Below are 15,791 nucleotides of genomic sequence, written 5' to 3'. Positions count from 1 at the left end.
TGCGTTGTCGGTCGCATGCGCGAGGTCGCGGACGCCCCTACATCGCCCGGAACAGCGGCAGGTAGCTGCGGCTGACCGGCAGCGTCTCCGCGCGGCCGCGCAGGTGGATCTGTGCGGTCTCGTTGTCGCCACGCACCACGTGCAGGATCGCGCGGCGATTGACCACCACCGAGCGGTGCACCTGCTGGAAGTCGTCTGGATCCAGTTGCGCGGCCAGGTCCCTGAGCGGCGTGGACACGATCGAGGTGCACGCCTGTCCGTCCGGATCGCGCCAGGCCACGCTGGTGTACTTGCTGTCCGAGCGCAGGTAGTCGATGGCCTCCACGGCGATCAGGCGCACGCTGCTGCCGCTCTGTGCCTGCAGCCAGCGCAGTGGGGCGGGGCGCTCGGGTGGGCGCAGCCGCTGCGCCAGGCGCAACAGTTGCTCGCCGAGGTCGGCCGCCGGTTGCGCCGCCTGCAGGCGCTGTTGCAGCCGCGCGACGGTATCGGCCAGGCGCGCGTCCTGCACCGGCTTGACCAGGTAGTCGAGCGCGCCTTCGGCAAACGCTTGCACCGCATGGTCGGTGTAGGCGGTGACGAACACCAGATGCGCGCGGCGGCCGATCTGCTGCGCGGCCTGCACGCCGGACAGGCCTGGCATCTGGATGTCGAGCAGGCAGATCTGCGGCGCATGGTCCTCGAACAGGCGCACCGCCTCGCGGCCGTTGCGCGCCTCGGCGACGATCCGCAACTCGGGCCACAGACGCGCCAGCTGACACCGCAGGGCCTCGCGCAGCAGCGGTTCGTCGTCGGCGATCAGCGCGGTGGGCGGGATCATCGGGGCGGTACCGTCATCGGCAGGCTGAGATCGGCGCAGGTGCCGTGCGGCAGGCGCGGACGCAACTGCAACTGCGCCGTATCGCCGAAGCCGAGCGCGAGGCGGTCGCGCAAGGTGCGCAGGCCGGTGCCCAGCCCGCCGCGGCCGTCGCCCTCGCCGGCGCCGCTGTCTTCCACACGCAGATGGCAGCGCTCGCCGCTGCGCCAGGCGTGAATGGCGATGCTGCCGCCTTCCTCGGACGGATCGATGCCGTGCTTGACCGCGTTCTCGACCAGGGTCAGCACGGCGAGGGTCGGGCAGCGCACTGCCTGCACGGCGTCCTCGGCGTCGATCGCGTAGTGCAGCCGGTCGGGCATGCGCATGTGCATCAGTTCCAGGTAGGCGCGCGCCAGCGCCAGCTCGTCGCCCACCGTGCTGGTGGCCTCGTGCATGCGCGGCACCGCGGCGTGCAGGTAGGCGGTCAGGCTGCGCATCAGGTCTGCGGCCCGCGGCGACCCGACATCGATCAGCGCCTGCACGTTGGCCAGGGTATTGAACAGAAAATGCGGGGCGACCTGGCGTTGCAACAGCTGCAGGCGCGCGTCGAGCGCCTCGCGCTCCAGTTCGCTGCGTTCCAACGCGAACGCCAATGCCTGGTGCCGGGCCAACGCATCCTTCTGCCGCACCAGGGCGGCCAGCGCCATCCATGGCGCGATCAGCACGCCGACGATGGTCAGCGTGGCGAAGCCGGACAGCCGATCCGGGTCCTGCCAGAACGGCGGCGCACCGGCGTGGGTGGAGCCCAGGTAGATCAGCAGGGTCGTCGTCGGGATCGCCAGTGCGACGCCGGCCACCTGCAGCGCCCAGCGCGCCAGCCAGCGCGGCAGCCGTTGCGGCCGGCGCTCCAACAGCGTGTAGGCGCCCAGCGCGGCGGCGCCCAGCATGAGGCTGCGGACCAGGACCGGCAGGGGACTGTCCCAACTCAGGCTCATCAGCAGGCCGAGCGTGCCGGAGACCAGGAACACCGGCACGATGCGCGCCCAGGTCAGCAGCGCAGGCATGCGCGGCGGTGCGGAGAGCGGGGACGGAGGCGACATGGCCGCGAGCATACCGGAGCGCGGGCGTTCGCCGCGGTAGCTGCGCTCAGGCGTGCCGCAGCACCGGCCACCACATTCCCGCCACCGCGGCGAGGGTGCCGACCAGGGTGGCCGCGCTCATGGCGGCGAGTATCGCCGTCGCCAACCACTGCGGTCCGCTGCGGCGGCCGTCGAGTGCGCGCAGATACAGTTCCAGCACCGCCAGCGGCAGCAAGGTCTGCGCGAACGCCAGGGCGGTCAGCGTCGGGCCGACGAAACGGTCCGGATCGAAACCGACCGGTGCCTGGTTGAGGGCCAGCCAGCCCATCAGCCCGATCCGGAAGAACCACACGCCGCTGACGGCCAGGAACAGGCGCAGCGCCCAGCGCCGATGCGCCGGCCACTGGCCGCGGCGGGCGTGGCGCCAGGCCATGGCCACGCACAGCAGGATCAGCAACGCATTGGCGCTGGTGCCCAGATGCTGCCCCAGGTCGCCAGCGACGCCGCCGCGGATCCAGATCATCGCCAGTCCGCCCAGGCTGAGCACCACGGCGCAGACCAGGTAGATGCGTCCGTTCCAGCGATGCAGGGCCGGACGCCTGCGCCGCAACGCCGGCAGCAACTGCGCTGCGCCGCCGAGCACGATCGCCACGGCCAGGCCCAGGTGCAGCGCCAGTACCGCATTGAACACGGTGTCGCCGGCGACATGGCCGCGCGCCATCACCTGGTTCCAGCGCTCGGGGGTGCCGGCCAGCGCGGTGCGTCCGTAGAAGCCGACGACATAGGCGGCGAAGGCGAGCTGACCGCCGATGGCGATGCTCATCCACAGCGCCGCGGCACCACGCAGCAGGCGTGTCGCCCAGCCTTGCCCGGCGTGCGGTTGCGCCGGCCCCGCCAGGTGCGGCGCGGCGGGAGCGGGGTGGTGCGGGGTGGAGACGATCGAGGGCATGGCGGCGTGCGCAGCGGTGGCGGTGACACGCAGTGTCGACAGTGCGGCGCTGCCGCGCCTGCGTGATCGGACCGGTGGCGGCCGCGGCGGACGAAGTGCGGCATGTGCCGACGAAACGCACCGCGACGGATGCAGCGCGGTCCGCATTGCGCAATCCGGGTTGCTATCCTCATGGGCGCTACCGCATTGCCAGGAAGGTCGTTCCGATGCGCACTCCCGTCGCTTCCGTCCCGATCGCGCCCGGCCGGGCGCGTGCGCTATGGCTGCATGCGCAGCGCCTGACCACGCCGGCGCCGTTCGGCAGTGGCGCCGAGGCCGTGCGGCAGGCGACCGCGCACCTGGGCTATGTGCAGATCGACACCATCCACGTGATCGCGCGCAGCCATCACCACGTGCTGTATACGCGCATTCCCGAGTACCGCGAACGGGATCTGGAACAGGCGCAGTCGCAGGACAAGTCGCTGTTCGAGTACTGGACCCATGCCTTGGCCTACGTGCCGGTCGCCGACTACCGCATGTACGTGGCGCAGATGGCGCGCCGACGTGCACAGGCCGACGCCAGGGGCGCGGTGGATGCGCAGGACTATGCGCGGCTGTTGCGGCGCATTCGCAACGAGGGGCCGTTGTCGATCCGCGACATCGACGACGACGTGCTGGTCGAGAAGACCCACCCGTGGGGCAGCCGCAAGCCCTCGCGGGCCGCGTTGCAGTACGGTTTCTTCAGTGGCGACCTGGTGATCAGCCAGCGCAGCGGCATGCTCAAGACCTACGAGCTGGCGGCGCGGCATTTCGGCTGGCGGCAGCGACCACGTGCGGTCAGCGGCGCGCAGTACGCACGCTACCTGCTGCAGCGTGCGTTGCGCGCGCAGGGCATCGTCGGCGTGGAGTCGATCTGCTATGGCGAGACCGCCGCCAAGCCGGCGGTGCGAGCGTTGATCGCCGCGGAAGTGGCGCGCAAGCGCCTGATCCCGGTGCATCTGCAGGGCCAGGAAGGCGTGGCTCTGTGGGCCGAGCCGGAGCTGCTGGACAGTACACCGCCGCCGCCGGATCCGACGCGGGCGCTGCTGCTGTCGCCGTTCGATCCGCTGGTGATCCAGCGCAAGCGGCTGCAGCAGTTCTTCGACTATACCCACCGCTTCGAGGCCTATGTGCCGGCGCCGCAGCGGGTGCTGGGCTACTTCGCGTTGCCGGTGCTGATCGGCGACCGCATCGTCGCCGCACTCGATCTGAAGATGGACCGTCGCGCTGGCCGCCTGCTGATCCAGCAATGGACCTGGCTGGTGCCGCGTCGCGCGGCGCTGCAGACGACGATCGACGCGGCCTTGCAGCGCTTCGAGCGCTTCCATCTGGCGTAGCGGGCCGTCGCCGCGGACGTGTCGCTGCTGGCGGCGAGCGCTGGCGGCCCCTGCATCCGCCACACAGCGTTGGTTGCAGGCATTGTGGCGGGCATCCCCGATTTCCTTGCGCTGCCGCCGCCGCTGACAGCCGTGGGGTCACCTCGCGACCACAGGCAGCCGCTTAGGCTCCGGGTTCCCCCTTTGCCTGGCCGACGCATGTCCGCTGCCCGCCACTGTCTGCACGATGCGCTCGACGCCTGCCGCCGCGGTACACCCGCGGTGTTGGCCGTGGCGATGGCCCGCGAAGGCTCCACCTACGCGCATGCCGGCGCGATGGCCTTGTTCGGCGCCGAGGGTGCGCAGCAGGGCTGGCTGAGCGGCGGTTGCCTGGAGCCGGAGATCGCGCGCTGCGCCGCCGAGGCCGCCGACGCCGCTACGCCGGCGTGGATGGAGATCGATACGCGCGAGGACGAAGACCTGCTGTCCGGCTCGGCAGCCGGTTGCCGGGGGCGCTTGCACCTGGCCTTGTTGCCGTTGCACGCCTTGCCCGGTTTCGACGCGCTGGCCCAGGCCTGGCTGCAGGGGCGCGGTGGCTTGACCCTGGCGCTGGAGGCCGATGGCGATTTTGTCGCCAGTGTGGCCGGGCAGATGTCGCGCTGGCGCCTGCCGTGGCGCATGGTGTCGGCGCCGTCGCCGCGCTTTGGCGAGGTGCACGTGCCGCCGCCGCCGCGGGTCAGCGTCTTCGGCGCCGGCCCGGAAACCGCCGTGCTGCTGCCCTTGCTGCGGCAGTTGGGCTGGATGACCACCCTGGTCGAGCAGCGGCCGCGCTGGGCCGCACTGGCGGCGCTGGCCGACCGCGCGCTCGCGTGCACGCCGACGCGCGGACTGGTCGACTGCGCCGACAGCGATGCGGCGCTGGTGATGCACCACCATTTCGAACTGGACCGTGAAGCGCTGGATGCGCTGGCCGGCAGCGCCATCCCGTTCCTTGGCCTGCTGGGACCGGTGCGGCGACGCGAGGACCTGTTCCGCCTGCTGAGCCCGACGCAACGTGCGCAGCTCTCGCCGCGGCTGCATTCGCCGATCGGGCTGCGCCTGGGAGGCAACGGTGCGGAGGCGATCGCGTTGAGCATCGCCGCGCAATTGCAGGCCAGCCGGGCGGCGCCGCCACGTTTGAGCGCGGTCGCACAGACAGGCGACAGGTCGCGGCGATCGCCGCGCGATGCAGTGGCGGTGGTGCGGCCATTGCTGGCCGAAGGCAGCGGCTGATGACGCAGGCGCACGCGGCGTTGATCCTGGCCGCCGGCGGCAGCCGTCGCCTGGGCCGCGCCAAGCAAACGCTGACCAGCGACGGCGAACCGCTGCTGCGTCGGGTCGTGCGTCTGGCGCTGTCCACGGCGCCGGCGCGCTGCGTGGTGGTGCTGGGCGCGCAGGCCGAGGCGCTGCGCCCGCTGCTGGAGGAGCTTCCGGTGGAATGCGTGTGCAATCCAGAGTGGTCCACCGGCATGGGCGGCAGCCTCGACTGCCTGCGCGCGGCGGTACGCGACGATGCCACGATCGCCCGCAGCCTGGTGCTCGGCTGCGACCAACCGGCGTTGACAGCGGTGCATCTGCAGGATCTGTTGGCAGCGGCCGCGCGGGCCGCGTCCGGTTGTGCGGTCAGCGCCTACGCCGGCGTGCGCGGGATGCCGGCGGTGGTGGCGCAACAGCGCTGGCGCACGCTGCCGTTGGGCGGCGACCAGGGCTTGCGCGCGCTGTTCGCGACGCTGGCACCGGACAGCCTCGGTTGCATCGTCGCGCCGGCATTGGCGCTGGACCTGGACACGCCGGAGGACGTGCAGGCGGCGGTGGCGAAGGGGTGGCTGGATCCGTAGCGGTTGCGTCGGGCGCGGTGTTGCGGTGACCGACGCCCCCCTGTAGGAGCGGCTTCAGCCGCTACAGGCATTCCCGGTCACGCCTGTCGCGGCTGAAGCCGCTCCTGCGAGAACAAGCTGCGCGCAAAAACGCGGCGCAGCACGCGGCGATCGCACTCAGCCGATCAACTTGTCCGGGGTGATCGGCAGGTCGCGGATGCGCTTGCCGGTGGCGTGGAATACGGCATTGGCGATGGCCGCGGGAATGCCGACCATGCCCAGCTCGCCCATGCCCTTGACCCCGAGCGGGTTGACGATGGTGTCGTTCTCTTCGACGAACATGGTCTGGATCTCGTGCACGTCGGCGTTGACCGGCACGTGATAATCGGCCAGCGAGGCGTTGAGCATGCGTCCGTAGCGGTGGTCGATCTCGGTGCCTTCGCTGAGCGCCATGCCGATGCCCATCACCACGCCGCCGATTTCCTGGCTGTGCGAGGTCAGCGGGTTCATGATCTTGCCGCAGGCGGTGGCTTCGATGACCCGCGTCACCTGCACCATACCCGTGTCCGGATCGACCTTGACCTCGATGAACTGCGCGCCGTGCGCGGCGGTGGCGTACTGCTTGCGCTCGGCCGAGGGCTTGGATTCGTGCACTACCTCCAGTTCCTGCAGGCCGTGCTGGCGCATCAACTTGGCGACCTCCAGGCCGGCCTCGGGCTTGCCGGTCGGGCGCAGCTGGCCATCGACCAGTTCCACCGCATCCACGTCCAGCCCACTGAATGCCGCCTGCCCATCCTGCCTGGCCAGTTCCAGCAGCTTGCCGCGGATCTCGCGCGCCGCGCCGTGGATCGCGCTGCCGACGCTGGCGGTGGTCCACGAGCCGCCCTGCGCCGGCGCCTTCGGCAGGCGCGTGTCGCCGAGTTCGAACTGCACGCGCTTGGCGTCGATGCCCAGATATTCGGCGGCGATCAGGGTCATCACCGTGTAGGTGCCGGGACCGATGTCGGACGTAGCGCTGCCGACCCGGGCGCTGCCGTCGGCCTTCAGCACCACCCGTGCCAGCGCCGGCATCTGCATCGACGCCCAGGTGCCGGTGGCCATGCCCCAGCCGACCAGCAGACGGCCATCGCGCATGGAGCGCGGCTCGGGCGTGCGCTTGCTCCAGCCGAAGGTCTCGGCGGCGAGCGCGTAGCACTCGCGCAGCGCCTTGCTCGAAAACGGCTTGCCGGTTTCCGGGTCGGTCTCGGCGTAGTTGGCCAGGCGCAGTTGCAGCGGGTCCATCTTCAGCGCATAGGCCAGTTCGTCCATCGCGCACTCGATGCCGAACATCTGGCTGATGGTGCCGGGCGCGCGCATCGCCTGCGGTGTCGGCAGGTCGGTCTCCACCACCTCGAAGCGGTCCTCCACGTTGGGGCAGGCGTACAGCGAGCGCGCATTGCGGAAGATCGCCTCGTTGAACGCCTCGATGCGCGAGGTGTTGAGCACGTGCCGATAGCGGATCGCCTGCAGCGTGCCGGCGGTGTCGGCGCCCAGGCCCAGTTCCACGCGGTAGTAGGGGCGGTAGCCATGGCCGCTGAACATCTGCCGCCGCGTGTAGACGATCTTCACCGGCAGGCCGACCGCCTTGGACACCGCGCCGAGCAGGAAGGTGTAGTAGTTCGGGCGCAGGCAGGAGCCGAACGCGCCGCCGACGAACAGCGAGACCACGTTGACCTTGTCCACCGGAATGCCGAAGTAGCCGGCCAGCTGTTCGCGGTCCTGGTAGACGTTCTGGCTCTTGTTGACCACGGTCAGGGTGTCGCCGATCCAGTAGCCGATGCCGCCGTGCGGCTCCATCGGGTTGTGGTGCTCCACCGGCATCGTGTACGCGGCTTCCAGCTTCACCGCCGCGGCGGCGAACGCGGCGGCCGGGTTGCCGCGCGGCTTCGGCGACTCTTCCGGGGTCGGATCGTGCGCCTGGCCGAGCAATGCGTCGAAATCGGTGTGCGCGGTCTCGGTGGCGTACTCCACCTGGATCAGCCGCGACGCATGCCGCGCCTGCTCGAAGGTGCTGGCCACCACCACCGCGATCGGTTGCGCATTGAAGTGGATGCGGTCGTCGACCAGGGCGCGGAACGACAGGTCTTCGCCCTTCTTCTTGACCGCGTCGGAGACCGGCTTGATCGCATTGAGGTGGGTCAGCACCTTGATCACGCCCGGCGCGGCCTCGGCGGCGCGGGTGTCGAGGCGCACGATGCGGCCCTTGGCGATGGTGCTGGTGAGGATGTAGCCGTGGACCAGGTGCGGGATCTGGAATTCCGCCGCATAGCGCGCTTTGCCGGTGACCTTGGCGAAGCCGTCGACGCGGCGCATTTCCTTGCCGATGTAATTCATTGCCGGTTCTCCGGTTGGCTGCTCACGCGGCATCGCTGCCGCTGGCGCGGTGCAGGGCGCGGATCATCGCGTGCGTGCCCATCGGGATCTTGTAGGCGTTGTGCGCCAGCGGCCGTGCCGCGGCCATCTCGGCCTGCGCGGCGGCGGCGAAGGCAGCCTCACCGATAGGTCGTCCGACCAGTGCACGTTCGGCGGCGCGCGCGCGCCAGGGTTTGTGCGCCACCCCGCCCATGGCGATGCGCGCTTCGCGGATGCGCCCGTCCGGTTCCAGCGCCAGCGCCGCGGCCACCGAGATCAGGGCGAACGCGTAGCTGGCCCGGTCGCGCACCTTCAGGTAGTGGCTGTGCGCGGCGAACCCCGGCGCCGGCAGGGTGATCGACTCGATCAGTTCGCCGTGCGCGAGCTGGTTGTCGACATCGGCGCGCGTCTCCGGCAGCAGGTGGAATTCGGCGAACGGGATCTCGCGCTGGGTGCCGGCCGGCGTGCGCACCTGCACCGTTGCGTCCAGCGCGGCCAGCGCCACGCACATGTCCGACGGGTGCACCGCCACGCAGTGCGCGCTGTGGCCGAAGATCGCGTGGGTGCGGTTGAGCCCCTCGCGGGCGCCGCAACCGCTGCCGGGTTCGCGCTTGTTGCAGGGCAGGGCGGTGTCGTAGAAGTAGCCGCAGCGCGTGCGCTGCAGCAGGTTGCCGCCGTTGCTGGCCATGTTGCGCAGCTGCATCGTGGCCCCGGCCAGGATCGCCTGGCTCAGCAGCGGATAGCGTTGGCGCACCAAGGGATGGTTGGCGGTCTGCGTGTTGTTGGCGAGCGCGCCCAGGCGCAGGCCGCCGTCGGCGGTTTCGGCGATCTCGGCCAGGCCCTTGAGCCGGGTCAGGTCGACGATTTCGTCGGCACCGGTCACCCCTTCCTTCATCAGGTCGAGCAGGTTGGTGCCGCCGCCGAGGAAGCGTGCGTTCGGGTTGGCGGCGACGCGGCGCACCGCGTCCTCCGGCGAGGTGGCGCGCTGGTACTTAAACGGCGTCATCGGCCACCTCCTTCGCCATCTTCAGGGCGGTCAGTTCGGACTGGTCGACATAGCGCCAGGTCAGCGGCCGCGGCGCACCGCCGCTGTGCACGTCCTGGATGGCGGCGACGATCTTCGGGTAGGCGCCGCAGCGGCAGATATTGCCGCTCATGCGCTCGCGCACCTCGGCGTCGCTGAGTTCGGTGACCGGCCGGCTGACGTCGGTGCTGACGTGGCTGGCATCGCCGCGCTTGATCTCGTTCAACAGCGCCACCGCCGAGCAGATCTGCCCAGGGGTGCAGTAGCCGCACTGGAACCCGTCGTGCTGCACGAACGCGGCCTGCATGGGATGCAGTCGCTCGCCGTCGGCCAGGCCCTCGATGGTGGTGATCTGCGTGTCTTCGGCCTGTGCCGCCAGGGTCAGGCAGGACAGCCGGCGCTCGCCGTCGACGATCACCGTGCAGGCACCGCACTGGCCGTGGTCGCAGCCCTTCTTGGTGCCTGTCAGCGCCAGGTGTTCGCGCAGCGCATCCAGCAACGTGGTCCGTGGATCCAGCTGCAGCGCGTGACGCTGGCCATTGACCTCGAGGACGACCGGCAACGCGTTCTGCGGCGGCGCGGCCTTGGCGGCGGGTGCGGCGAACGCGGCCTCGCTGAAGAGGATCTGCCCACCCGCGCTGCTGAGGCCGGCGGCCGAGAGCAGGGCGAGGAATTCGCGGCGCGAGAGGCCGTTGATACCGAGCCGGCGCGCCAGCGCGGCCTCGTCCTCGCTCAATGGGGTGTCGCGCGCGCTGTCGGCAGCGCCGGACGCGGCCTCGGAACGGTGAGGGTCATGCTGCATCGGTCTCTCCTGCCTGGGGGACCGCCACCGCGCGCGCCGTGGCGCAGCATGGAGCGAATCGACCTGGGTAGCGGCGCCGCGATCGCGACGCCGACGTACGGGCACGCATCGGCACCCGAGCGCGAGCATCGCGGCGGGACCGCGAAGGGATTGCGAAGAGAACGCGAAGGGAGGGTGTCGGGGCAGTGATACGGACGGGTGGCCGTGCCGGATCGGGATGCGCGTGTATGCGCTCCTGCAGATGCGATTGCCGCCACGACAGGCGGCCAATTGGGCCTGTCGTGGCTGGCGCAACGCGACGTCAGTATGGCGATGGCGTCACGTGCGTCTGCGATGCGGCACGCGCTACCAGCGATACGCCACCGACACCTGATACTGGCGGCCGGCGATCGGGCGGCCCATGAACACGCCGCCGGTGGCCGCGCCGGGCACGCGTACATTGCCTTCGGTCAGGCCCAGCGTGTCGGTCACGTTGCTGCCGCTGACGGTGAGCTCCCAGTGCTCGCCGCTGTGCAGGCTGGCACCGACGTCGAGCATGTCGTAGGACGGCAGGCGCTGGCTGTTGGCCAGGTCGGCGTAGCGTTCGCCGATGTAGGAATAGGTCGCGAACACGCGCAGGTCGCCGAACGGCAGCATCCAGTAGTAGCTCGGCGTCAGCCGGAACTGGCGCTTTGGCTGGCGCATGACCTGGTTGCCGGTGTATTCGCGGTAGTTGCGATACTTCGCGTCCAGCCACACCCCCGTCCCGGCCAGTTCGAAGCCGCCGAACGGGCGGATCGCGCCTTCCACCTCCAGGCCGTAGGCGCGCGAATCGCCGACCGTGGTGAAGTTGCTGCCGTTGGCCAGGAAGGCCTGGAACGGCGAATTCTTGAAGGTGTTGTAGAACGCCGTCAGGTACAGATCGTAGTTGGCCGCACCCGACTTCAATCCCAGTTCGTACTGCCGGATGTCCTGCACCTTGGTCTGGCCGTCGCGCAGGTTGTCGAAGCCGGGAAACTTGACCCCGGAATTGACCCGCGCGAACACGCTGTTGTGCGCGTCGAGCTTGACGTTCAATCCGGCCGTCCACGACAGCGCGTTGTCGTCCTGGTCGATGCGCCGCGCGCTCGGCAGCGAGATCGAGGTGGCGTTGTCGTAGAGCGTGGCCGGATTGCCGTCCAGGTCCACGGTGGCCGTGTCGTGCACTGTGCCGGTGACGCGCTGGCGCTCGTAGCGCACGCCCAGGTCCAGGCGCAACCGCTCGTCCAGTTCCCATTCGTCGGCGACGAACACCGCGGCGTTCTCGCCCTCGTAATGCGCGCGCAGCGCCAGGAAGGCGGTGCTGGTGAAGCCGTCGCGGGTCGGCTGGCGGCCGTCGTCCAGCGTCACGTCGATGCGCCGCGCATGGTTCTGCGCGGTCAGCAGCATGGTGTTGCCGAGGTACCAGGTGTCGTTGGAGGTGTACCTGGCGTAGTAGCTGCCCACGGTCAGCGTGTTGCCGGCGAACAGCGTGCGGCTCAGACGCAGATCGTTGGTGAAGGAGTTCAGGCGCTTGTCCACCGACCACCAGCCGGCTTCCAGTACCTGCTGGTTGGGATCGACCGCGCCGCCGCCATTGGTATAGCGCGCGTTGCCGGTGCTGCCGTAGCCGGCGATGAAATCGCCCAGCCGCTGCGGCGCGTCGCCGGTGAACAGCGCATAGGTCGGCGCGGTGCCGCCCATGACGTTGAAGCGGTCGGCCAGGGTCCAGTCGCCCAGTTGCCAGTTCAGCTCGCCGCCGAACACGTCGATGTTGACGCCGCGGCCGTCGCCGAGGTCGCGCCGGATGGTCTGGCCGTTGGGGCCGACCGGCAGGGTGACGTTGCGGAAGTCGTTGCTCAGCAGCGTGCCGTGCTGCGCGTCGAGGCCGGGAAAGCTGGACAGGTCGCTGCCGTTGTTGCGCGACAGCAGCGGAATCGCGGTGTAGAAGGCGTTGTTGTCGTCGGTATGGCGCGCATAGAACGACAGCTCGCCGCTGTCCCAGCGCTTGCTCAGGGTGGCGCTGAACTGGCCGCCCTTGTCGGCGGGGAACTGCGGGTCGCGCACGCCGTCGGTCTCGCGGAAGAAGCCGCCAATGCTGTAGTACCAGCCGTTGCCCATCGGCCCGCTGTTGAACAGATCGATGCGGCGCAGGGCGTCGCTGCCGCCGGTGAGGCGCACGCTGCCTTCCGGCTCGTCCTGGCCCTTCTTCTGGATGAAGTTGACGGTGATGCCGGCCTGGCCGTTGGAGAAGATCGGGCTGGAACCGCCGCGCAGCACTTCCATGCGTTCGATGGTGTCGTCGGTGCGGAACAGCGTGGAGTTTTCCAGGAAAGACAGGGTCGGCGGCGGGAACAGCGGAGCGCCATCGAGCTGGAAGGTGACGAACGGCGCATCGCCTTCCGACGGCATGCCGCGCACGAAGATGTTGGCGCCGGTGCCGCCGCCGCTGGGCTCGGCCCACACGCCGGGCACGATCTTCAGCAGGTCGGCACTGCTCTGCGGCACCGCCTGCTGGATCTGTTCGGGTGTGGCGGTGGTGATCGAGAAACTCGCGTCGCGCTTGCGCAGGCCGCTGAAGCGCGCAGTGCCGCTGACGACCACGGTATCCAGGGTGGTGGCGTCGGGTTGCGTTGCCGGCGCAGCGGGCGCGTCGGCGGTCTGCGCCAGCGCGGGAGGCGCGAGCAGGGTGGCGGCGATGGACAGGGGCAGCAGATGACGAAGCGGCGCAAGATGCATGAAGAATCTCTCCTTTCTTCATTCGGAACGATCGGCCGGGGTGCGGCACGCGCGTGCAGCGCGCGGCCGCGTCGTATCGGCCGGTATGGCGCGAAGCAGGGGGCGACGCGCGGCGCCCTTTGTAACGCCGTCCAGCGCTTGGGCTGTTGTGCAGCGCGGTAAGGAGGAGGTTTGCGTGACAGGTTGCCCACGCAGGCCGCCATCGCACCGCCGCGCACGGCGTGTACTGCGCAGCGTGGCGTTGCCTGTGCATGCACGGTTGCACCTGGGTAATCGGGAAAACGCCGTCGCCATCGTCGCCACGCGCCACTTGCTATCGTGGCGCGCGTGTATGCAAGAGCGTTCTGCAATGAAGAACTGGCTGTTCCTGCTGGTGGCCATCCTCGCCGAGGTGGTCGCGACCTCGGCGCTGAAGGCCAGCGAGGGCTTCACCCGGCTGTGGCCGACGCTGCTGGCGCTGTGCGGCTATGGCATCGCCTTTTACTTGCTGTCGCTGACCCTGCGCAGCGTGCCGGTGGGTGTGGCCTATGCGCTCTGGTCGGGCATCGGCATCGTGTTGATCTCGCTGCTGGCGTGGTGGCGGTTCGGCCAGGCGCTGGATCCGCCGGCGGTCGTCGGCATGGCGCTGATCGTCGCCGGCGTGGTGGTGATCAACGTGTTCTCGCGCAGCGCGCCGCATTAACCAAAGAAAAGGCCGCCCGAAGGCGGCCTCCTCACGCTGCGGCAAACGTGCCGATCAGAAGAACAGGCGCACGCCGAACGAGGCGCTGCGGCCGGGCAGCATGACCTCGTCCTTGAGGAACGAGGTGTGCACGCGCGCGTCCTGGTTGGTCAGGTTGTTGCCGTCCAGGAACACTTCCCAGGCGGTGCTGCCGGCATCGACGTGATAGGCCAGGTGCGCATCGACCAGGGTGTAGCCGGCGGTCGGGGTCTCGTTGACCGCCACCTTGTCCTGCTTCTGGTAGCGGGTGGCGCCCAGCGCGGCGCGCCAGTGGCTGGCGTCCCAACGCAGCTGCGCGCCGTAGCGCGCCGGCGCGATGCGCGGCAGGTTGCCGCCGTCCTTCAACCGCGCGCGCACGGTATCGCCGAACACGCGCAGGTCCCAGGCGCCGCTGTCGTTGTCGGCCAGGTGGAAGGTGGCCTCGCCTTCGAAGCCATGGAAGATCGCATCGGCCTGGGTCCACTGGCGGATCGGCAGGAAGTCGTTGTCTTCCTCGTGGTACCACTGGCCGCCGGTGTCGACGATGTAGATGAAGTCGTCGTAGCGGTTGTAGTAGCCGGCCACCTTGGCATCCACCCAGTCGTTCTTGAAGATCAGCCCCAGTTCGGCCTGGTTGGCCTTTTCGGTCTTCAGATCGGGGTTGCCGATCTCGTAGGCGAGGGTGGCGATGTGCGGGCCGTTGGCGAACAGCTCTTCCTCGGCCGGGGTGCGCTCGGCGTGGTCGAGGTTGGCGGTCAGGCGCCACTGTTCGTTGAAGCGGAAACCGCCGCTCAGCGACAGGCTCTTCGGGGTGAAGTCGCGGTCCACGCCGGTGTCGGTCTCGTATTTGGTCTTGTCCACGCGCGCGCCGACTTCGGCCTGCACGCGGTCCCAGCTGTTGCGCGCCAGCGCGAACACGCCGATGGCGCGGGTATCGGTCTTCGGCACGAAGGCTTCTTCGCCGATGGCCTGGAAGGTCGAGTCGCTGCCCTGCACGCCGACCGCGGTCTGCCAGCCGCTGCCCAGGCCGAAGGAGGCCTCCACGCGGCCTTCGTTGGCGCGCTTGTCGAACTTGGTGCCGACCTCCGCGCCTTCGAATTCGGTGTGGGTGTAGGCGGTGTGGCCGAAGCTGTAGCGCAGCGCGCTGCCGTCGCCCCACGGGTCGTTCAGCGCGCCCTTGAGCTCGAAGCGGTCCTGGTGCAGCTGCAGCGAGACGCCGCGCTCGCCGGCAGCCGGGTCACCGGGTTCGCCCGGGTTGCCGTAGTCGTCGCGGAAGCGCGAGACCGACACGCCGACGAAGCCCCAGTCGCCGGCCAGCGAGCTGCCGATCGAGCCGACCTTGGACTTGACGAACGAGTTGAGCTGCGGGCCTTCCGGCGTGTCGTAGTCCTTCAGGTTGCGGTACACGCCGTCGGCGTGGATCGACAGGCCGCTGCCGTTGCCGGCATCGACGCGGAACATGTCGGTGTTGCCGCTCTTGTCGCCGCCTTCCCAGCGCGCCTCGGCACGGCCGTGCACGCCGTCGACCGGGGTCTCGGCGATGCGCCCGTCGACCACGTTGACCACGCCGCCGATGGCGCCGGAGCCGTACAGCAGGGTGGACGGACCTTTCAGCACTTCGATCTGATCGGCCAGGAACGACTCCACCGCCGGCGAATGGTCCTGGCTGACCGTGGACACGTCCTGCGAGGACAGGCCGTCGTTGAGCACCGCCACGCGCGGGCCGTCGAGGCCGCGGATGATCGGCCGGCCCACGCCGGGGCCGAAATTGGAGCTCTGCACGCCCGGCAGGCTGGCCACGGTCTCGCCGATGCTGGCGCCGCGGTTCTCGTCCAGGCGCTCGCCGGCGAGCACGTCCACCGGCTGGCTCAGCGCGCCGGCGGCATCGCGCAGCGGGCTGGCGGTCACCACCACCTGGTCCATGTCCTTCACGTGCCGGTCCTGGGTGTGGCCGGCGCCGTGGCGGCTGTCGCTCGCCGGCGGCGTGGCATCGGCCGCGGTGGTCGTGGCGGTGGGGTCGGCGGCCAGGGCCAGCGACGGACTCAGCAGGCCAAGCAGGGCCAGGGACAGGGCGGAACGGCGGAGCAGGGCAGGACGGGGAGCGGGCATGGGCATTCCATCAGAAGG

Annotated in this window: 12 protein-coding genes; 4 read left to right on the top strand and 8 right to left on the bottom strand. The window is 69.9% G+C overall.

Annotated features, from left to right (window positions below; all coding sequences use genetic code 11):
• Positions 1-37: 37 nt before the first annotated feature.
• Genes J7357_RS10830 through J7357_RS10820 form a run of 3 tightly spaced genes read right to left on the bottom strand, consistent with a single transcriptional unit; the run spans position 38 to position 2,821 of the window.
• Positions 38-817, bottom strand: coding sequence for a LytTR family DNA-binding domain-containing protein (locus tag J7357_RS10830; protein WP_209246367.1), 780 nt, complete (start codon positions 815-817; stop codon positions 38-40).
• The gene (locus tag J7357_RS10825; RefSeq protein WP_244667436.1) at positions 814-1,893 is read right to left on the bottom strand and encodes a histidine kinase; all 1,080 of its coding nucleotides are present in this window, start codon (positions 1,891-1,893) and stop codon (positions 814-816) included. Before J7357_RS10825 ends, J7357_RS10830 begins: the two co-directional genes overlap by 4 nt.
• Before the next feature lie 46 nt (positions 1,894-1,939).
• The gene (locus tag J7357_RS10820) at positions 1,940-2,821 is read right to left on the bottom strand and encodes a DUF2306 domain-containing protein (RefSeq protein WP_209246365.1); all 882 of its coding nucleotides are present in this window, start codon (positions 2,819-2,821) and stop codon (positions 1,940-1,942) included.
• A 206-nt stretch (positions 2,822-3,027) separates the two neighbouring features.
• Here J7357_RS10820 and J7357_RS10815 point away from each other — a divergent pair, with 206 nt between their 5' ends.
• From J7357_RS10815 to J7357_RS10805, 3 genes are all read left to right on the top strand, one after another.
• Positions 3,028-4,176 carry a crosslink repair DNA glycosylase YcaQ family protein gene (locus J7357_RS10815; RefSeq protein ID WP_209246363.1) on the top strand — a complete coding sequence of 383 codons (1,149 nt, stop codon included), beginning with the start codon at positions 3,028-3,030 and terminating at the stop codon, positions 4,174-4,176.
• A 198-nt stretch (positions 4,177-4,374) separates the two neighbouring features.
• Complete coding sequence (locus J7357_RS10810) at positions 4,375-5,427, top strand: XdhC/CoxI family protein (protein ID WP_209246361.1); 1,053 nt, start codon at positions 4,375-4,377, stop codon at positions 5,425-5,427.
• Positions 5,427-6,032 (top strand): nucleotidyltransferase family protein, encoded by a 606-nt coding sequence (locus J7357_RS10805; protein WP_209246359.1) that lies wholly within the window; start codon positions 5,427-5,429, stop codon positions 6,030-6,032. Before J7357_RS10810 ends, J7357_RS10805 begins: the two co-directional genes overlap by 1 nt.
• 156 nt (positions 6,033-6,188) lie before the next feature.
• Here the strand turns inward: J7357_RS10805 and J7357_RS10800 are convergent, their stop codons facing one another.
• The 4 genes from J7357_RS10800 to J7357_RS10785 form a co-directional block, all read right to left on the bottom strand.
• The gene (locus J7357_RS10800) at positions 6,189-8,384 is read right to left on the bottom strand and encodes a xanthine dehydrogenase family protein molybdopterin-binding subunit (protein ID WP_209246357.1); all 2,196 of its coding nucleotides are present in this window, start codon (positions 8,382-8,384) and stop codon (positions 6,189-6,191) included.
• Between the two features lie 22 nt (positions 8,385-8,406).
• Positions 8,407-9,408, bottom strand: coding sequence for a xanthine dehydrogenase family protein subunit M (locus J7357_RS10795; RefSeq protein ID WP_209246355.1), 1,002 nt, complete (start codon positions 9,406-9,408; stop codon positions 8,407-8,409).
• The gene (locus tag J7357_RS10790; protein ID WP_209246353.1) at positions 9,395-10,228 is read right to left on the bottom strand and encodes a 2Fe-2S iron-sulfur cluster-binding protein; all 834 of its coding nucleotides are present in this window, start codon (positions 10,226-10,228) and stop codon (positions 9,395-9,397) included. The genes J7357_RS10795 and J7357_RS10790 overlap by 14 nt, the downstream gene beginning before the upstream one ends.
• 345 nt (positions 10,229-10,573) lie before the next feature.
• Positions 10,574-12,964, bottom strand: a complete 2,391-nt coding sequence (locus J7357_RS10785) for a TonB-dependent receptor (protein WP_209246351.1) — start codon at positions 12,962-12,964, stop codon at positions 10,574-10,576.
• Positions 12,965-13,313: 349 nt separating this feature from the next.
• Between J7357_RS10785 and J7357_RS10780 the strand changes: the two genes are divergently transcribed.
• On the top strand, positions 13,314-13,646 hold the full coding sequence (locus J7357_RS10780) for an SMR family transporter (protein WP_209246349.1): 333 nt from the start codon (positions 13,314-13,316) through the stop codon (positions 13,644-13,646).
• A 54-nt stretch (positions 13,647-13,700) separates the two neighbouring features.
• Here J7357_RS10780 and J7357_RS10775 read toward each other — a convergent pair whose 3' ends face one another.
• Positions 13,701-15,773 carry a TonB-dependent receptor gene (locus J7357_RS10775; RefSeq protein ID WP_209246347.1) on the bottom strand — a complete coding sequence of 691 codons (2,073 nt, stop codon included), beginning with the start codon at positions 15,771-15,773 and terminating at the stop codon, positions 13,701-13,703.
• Positions 15,774-15,791: the final 18 nt, after the last annotated feature.

Source organism: Xanthomonas sp. D-109, assembly GCF_017746095.1.
Lineage (GTDB): Bacteria > Pseudomonadota > Gammaproteobacteria > Xanthomonadales > Xanthomonadaceae > Xanthomonas_A > Xanthomonas_A sacchari.
The sequence above is the reverse complement of the archived record's forward strand: the minus strand, read 5'-3'. Positions and strand labels throughout refer to the sequence as shown.

What these genes read in the sequence shown, in the direction of transcription:
- J7357_RS10830 (WP_209246367.1), bottom strand. Translation starts at nt 817, where the DNA reads ATGATCCCGCCCACCGCGCTGATCGCCGACGACGAACCGCTGCTGCGC.
- J7357_RS10825 (WP_244667436.1), bottom strand. Translation starts at nt 1,893, where the DNA reads ATGTCGCCTCCGTCCCCGCTCTCCGCACCGCCGCGCATGCCTGCGCTG.
- J7357_RS10820 (WP_209246365.1), bottom strand. Translation starts at nt 2,821, where the DNA reads ATGCCCTCGATCGTCTCCACCCCGCACCACCCCGCTCCCGCCGCGCCG.
- J7357_RS10815 (WP_209246363.1), top strand. Translation starts at nt 3,028, where the DNA reads ATGCGCACTCCCGTCGCTTCCGTCCCGATCGCGCCCGGCCGGGCGCGT.
- J7357_RS10810 (WP_209246361.1), top strand. Translation starts at nt 4,375, where the DNA reads ATGTCCGCTGCCCGCCACTGTCTGCACGATGCGCTCGACGCCTGCCGC.
- J7357_RS10805 (WP_209246359.1), top strand. Translation starts at nt 5,427, where the DNA reads ATGACGCAGGCGCACGCGGCGTTGATCCTGGCCGCCGGCGGCAGCCGT.
- J7357_RS10800 (WP_209246357.1), bottom strand. Translation starts at nt 8,384, where the DNA reads ATGAATTACATCGGCAAGGAAATGCGCCGCGTCGACGGCTTCGCCAAG.
- J7357_RS10795 (WP_209246355.1), bottom strand. Translation starts at nt 9,408, where the DNA reads ATGACGCCGTTTAAGTACCAGCGCGCCACCTCGCCGGAGGACGCGGTG.
- J7357_RS10790 (WP_209246353.1), bottom strand. Translation starts at nt 10,228, where the DNA reads ATGCAGCATGACCCTCACCGTTCCGAGGCCGCGTCCGGCGCTGCCGAC.
- J7357_RS10785 (WP_209246351.1), bottom strand. Translation starts at nt 12,964, where the DNA reads ATGCATCTTGCGCCGCTTCGTCATCTGCTGCCCCTGTCCATCGCCGCC.
- J7357_RS10780 (WP_209246349.1), top strand. Translation starts at nt 13,314, where the DNA reads ATGAAGAACTGGCTGTTCCTGCTGGTGGCCATCCTCGCCGAGGTGGTC.
- J7357_RS10775 (WP_209246347.1), bottom strand. Translation starts at nt 15,773, where the DNA reads ATGCCCGCTCCCCGTCCTGCCCTGCTCCGCCGTTCCGCCCTGTCCCTG.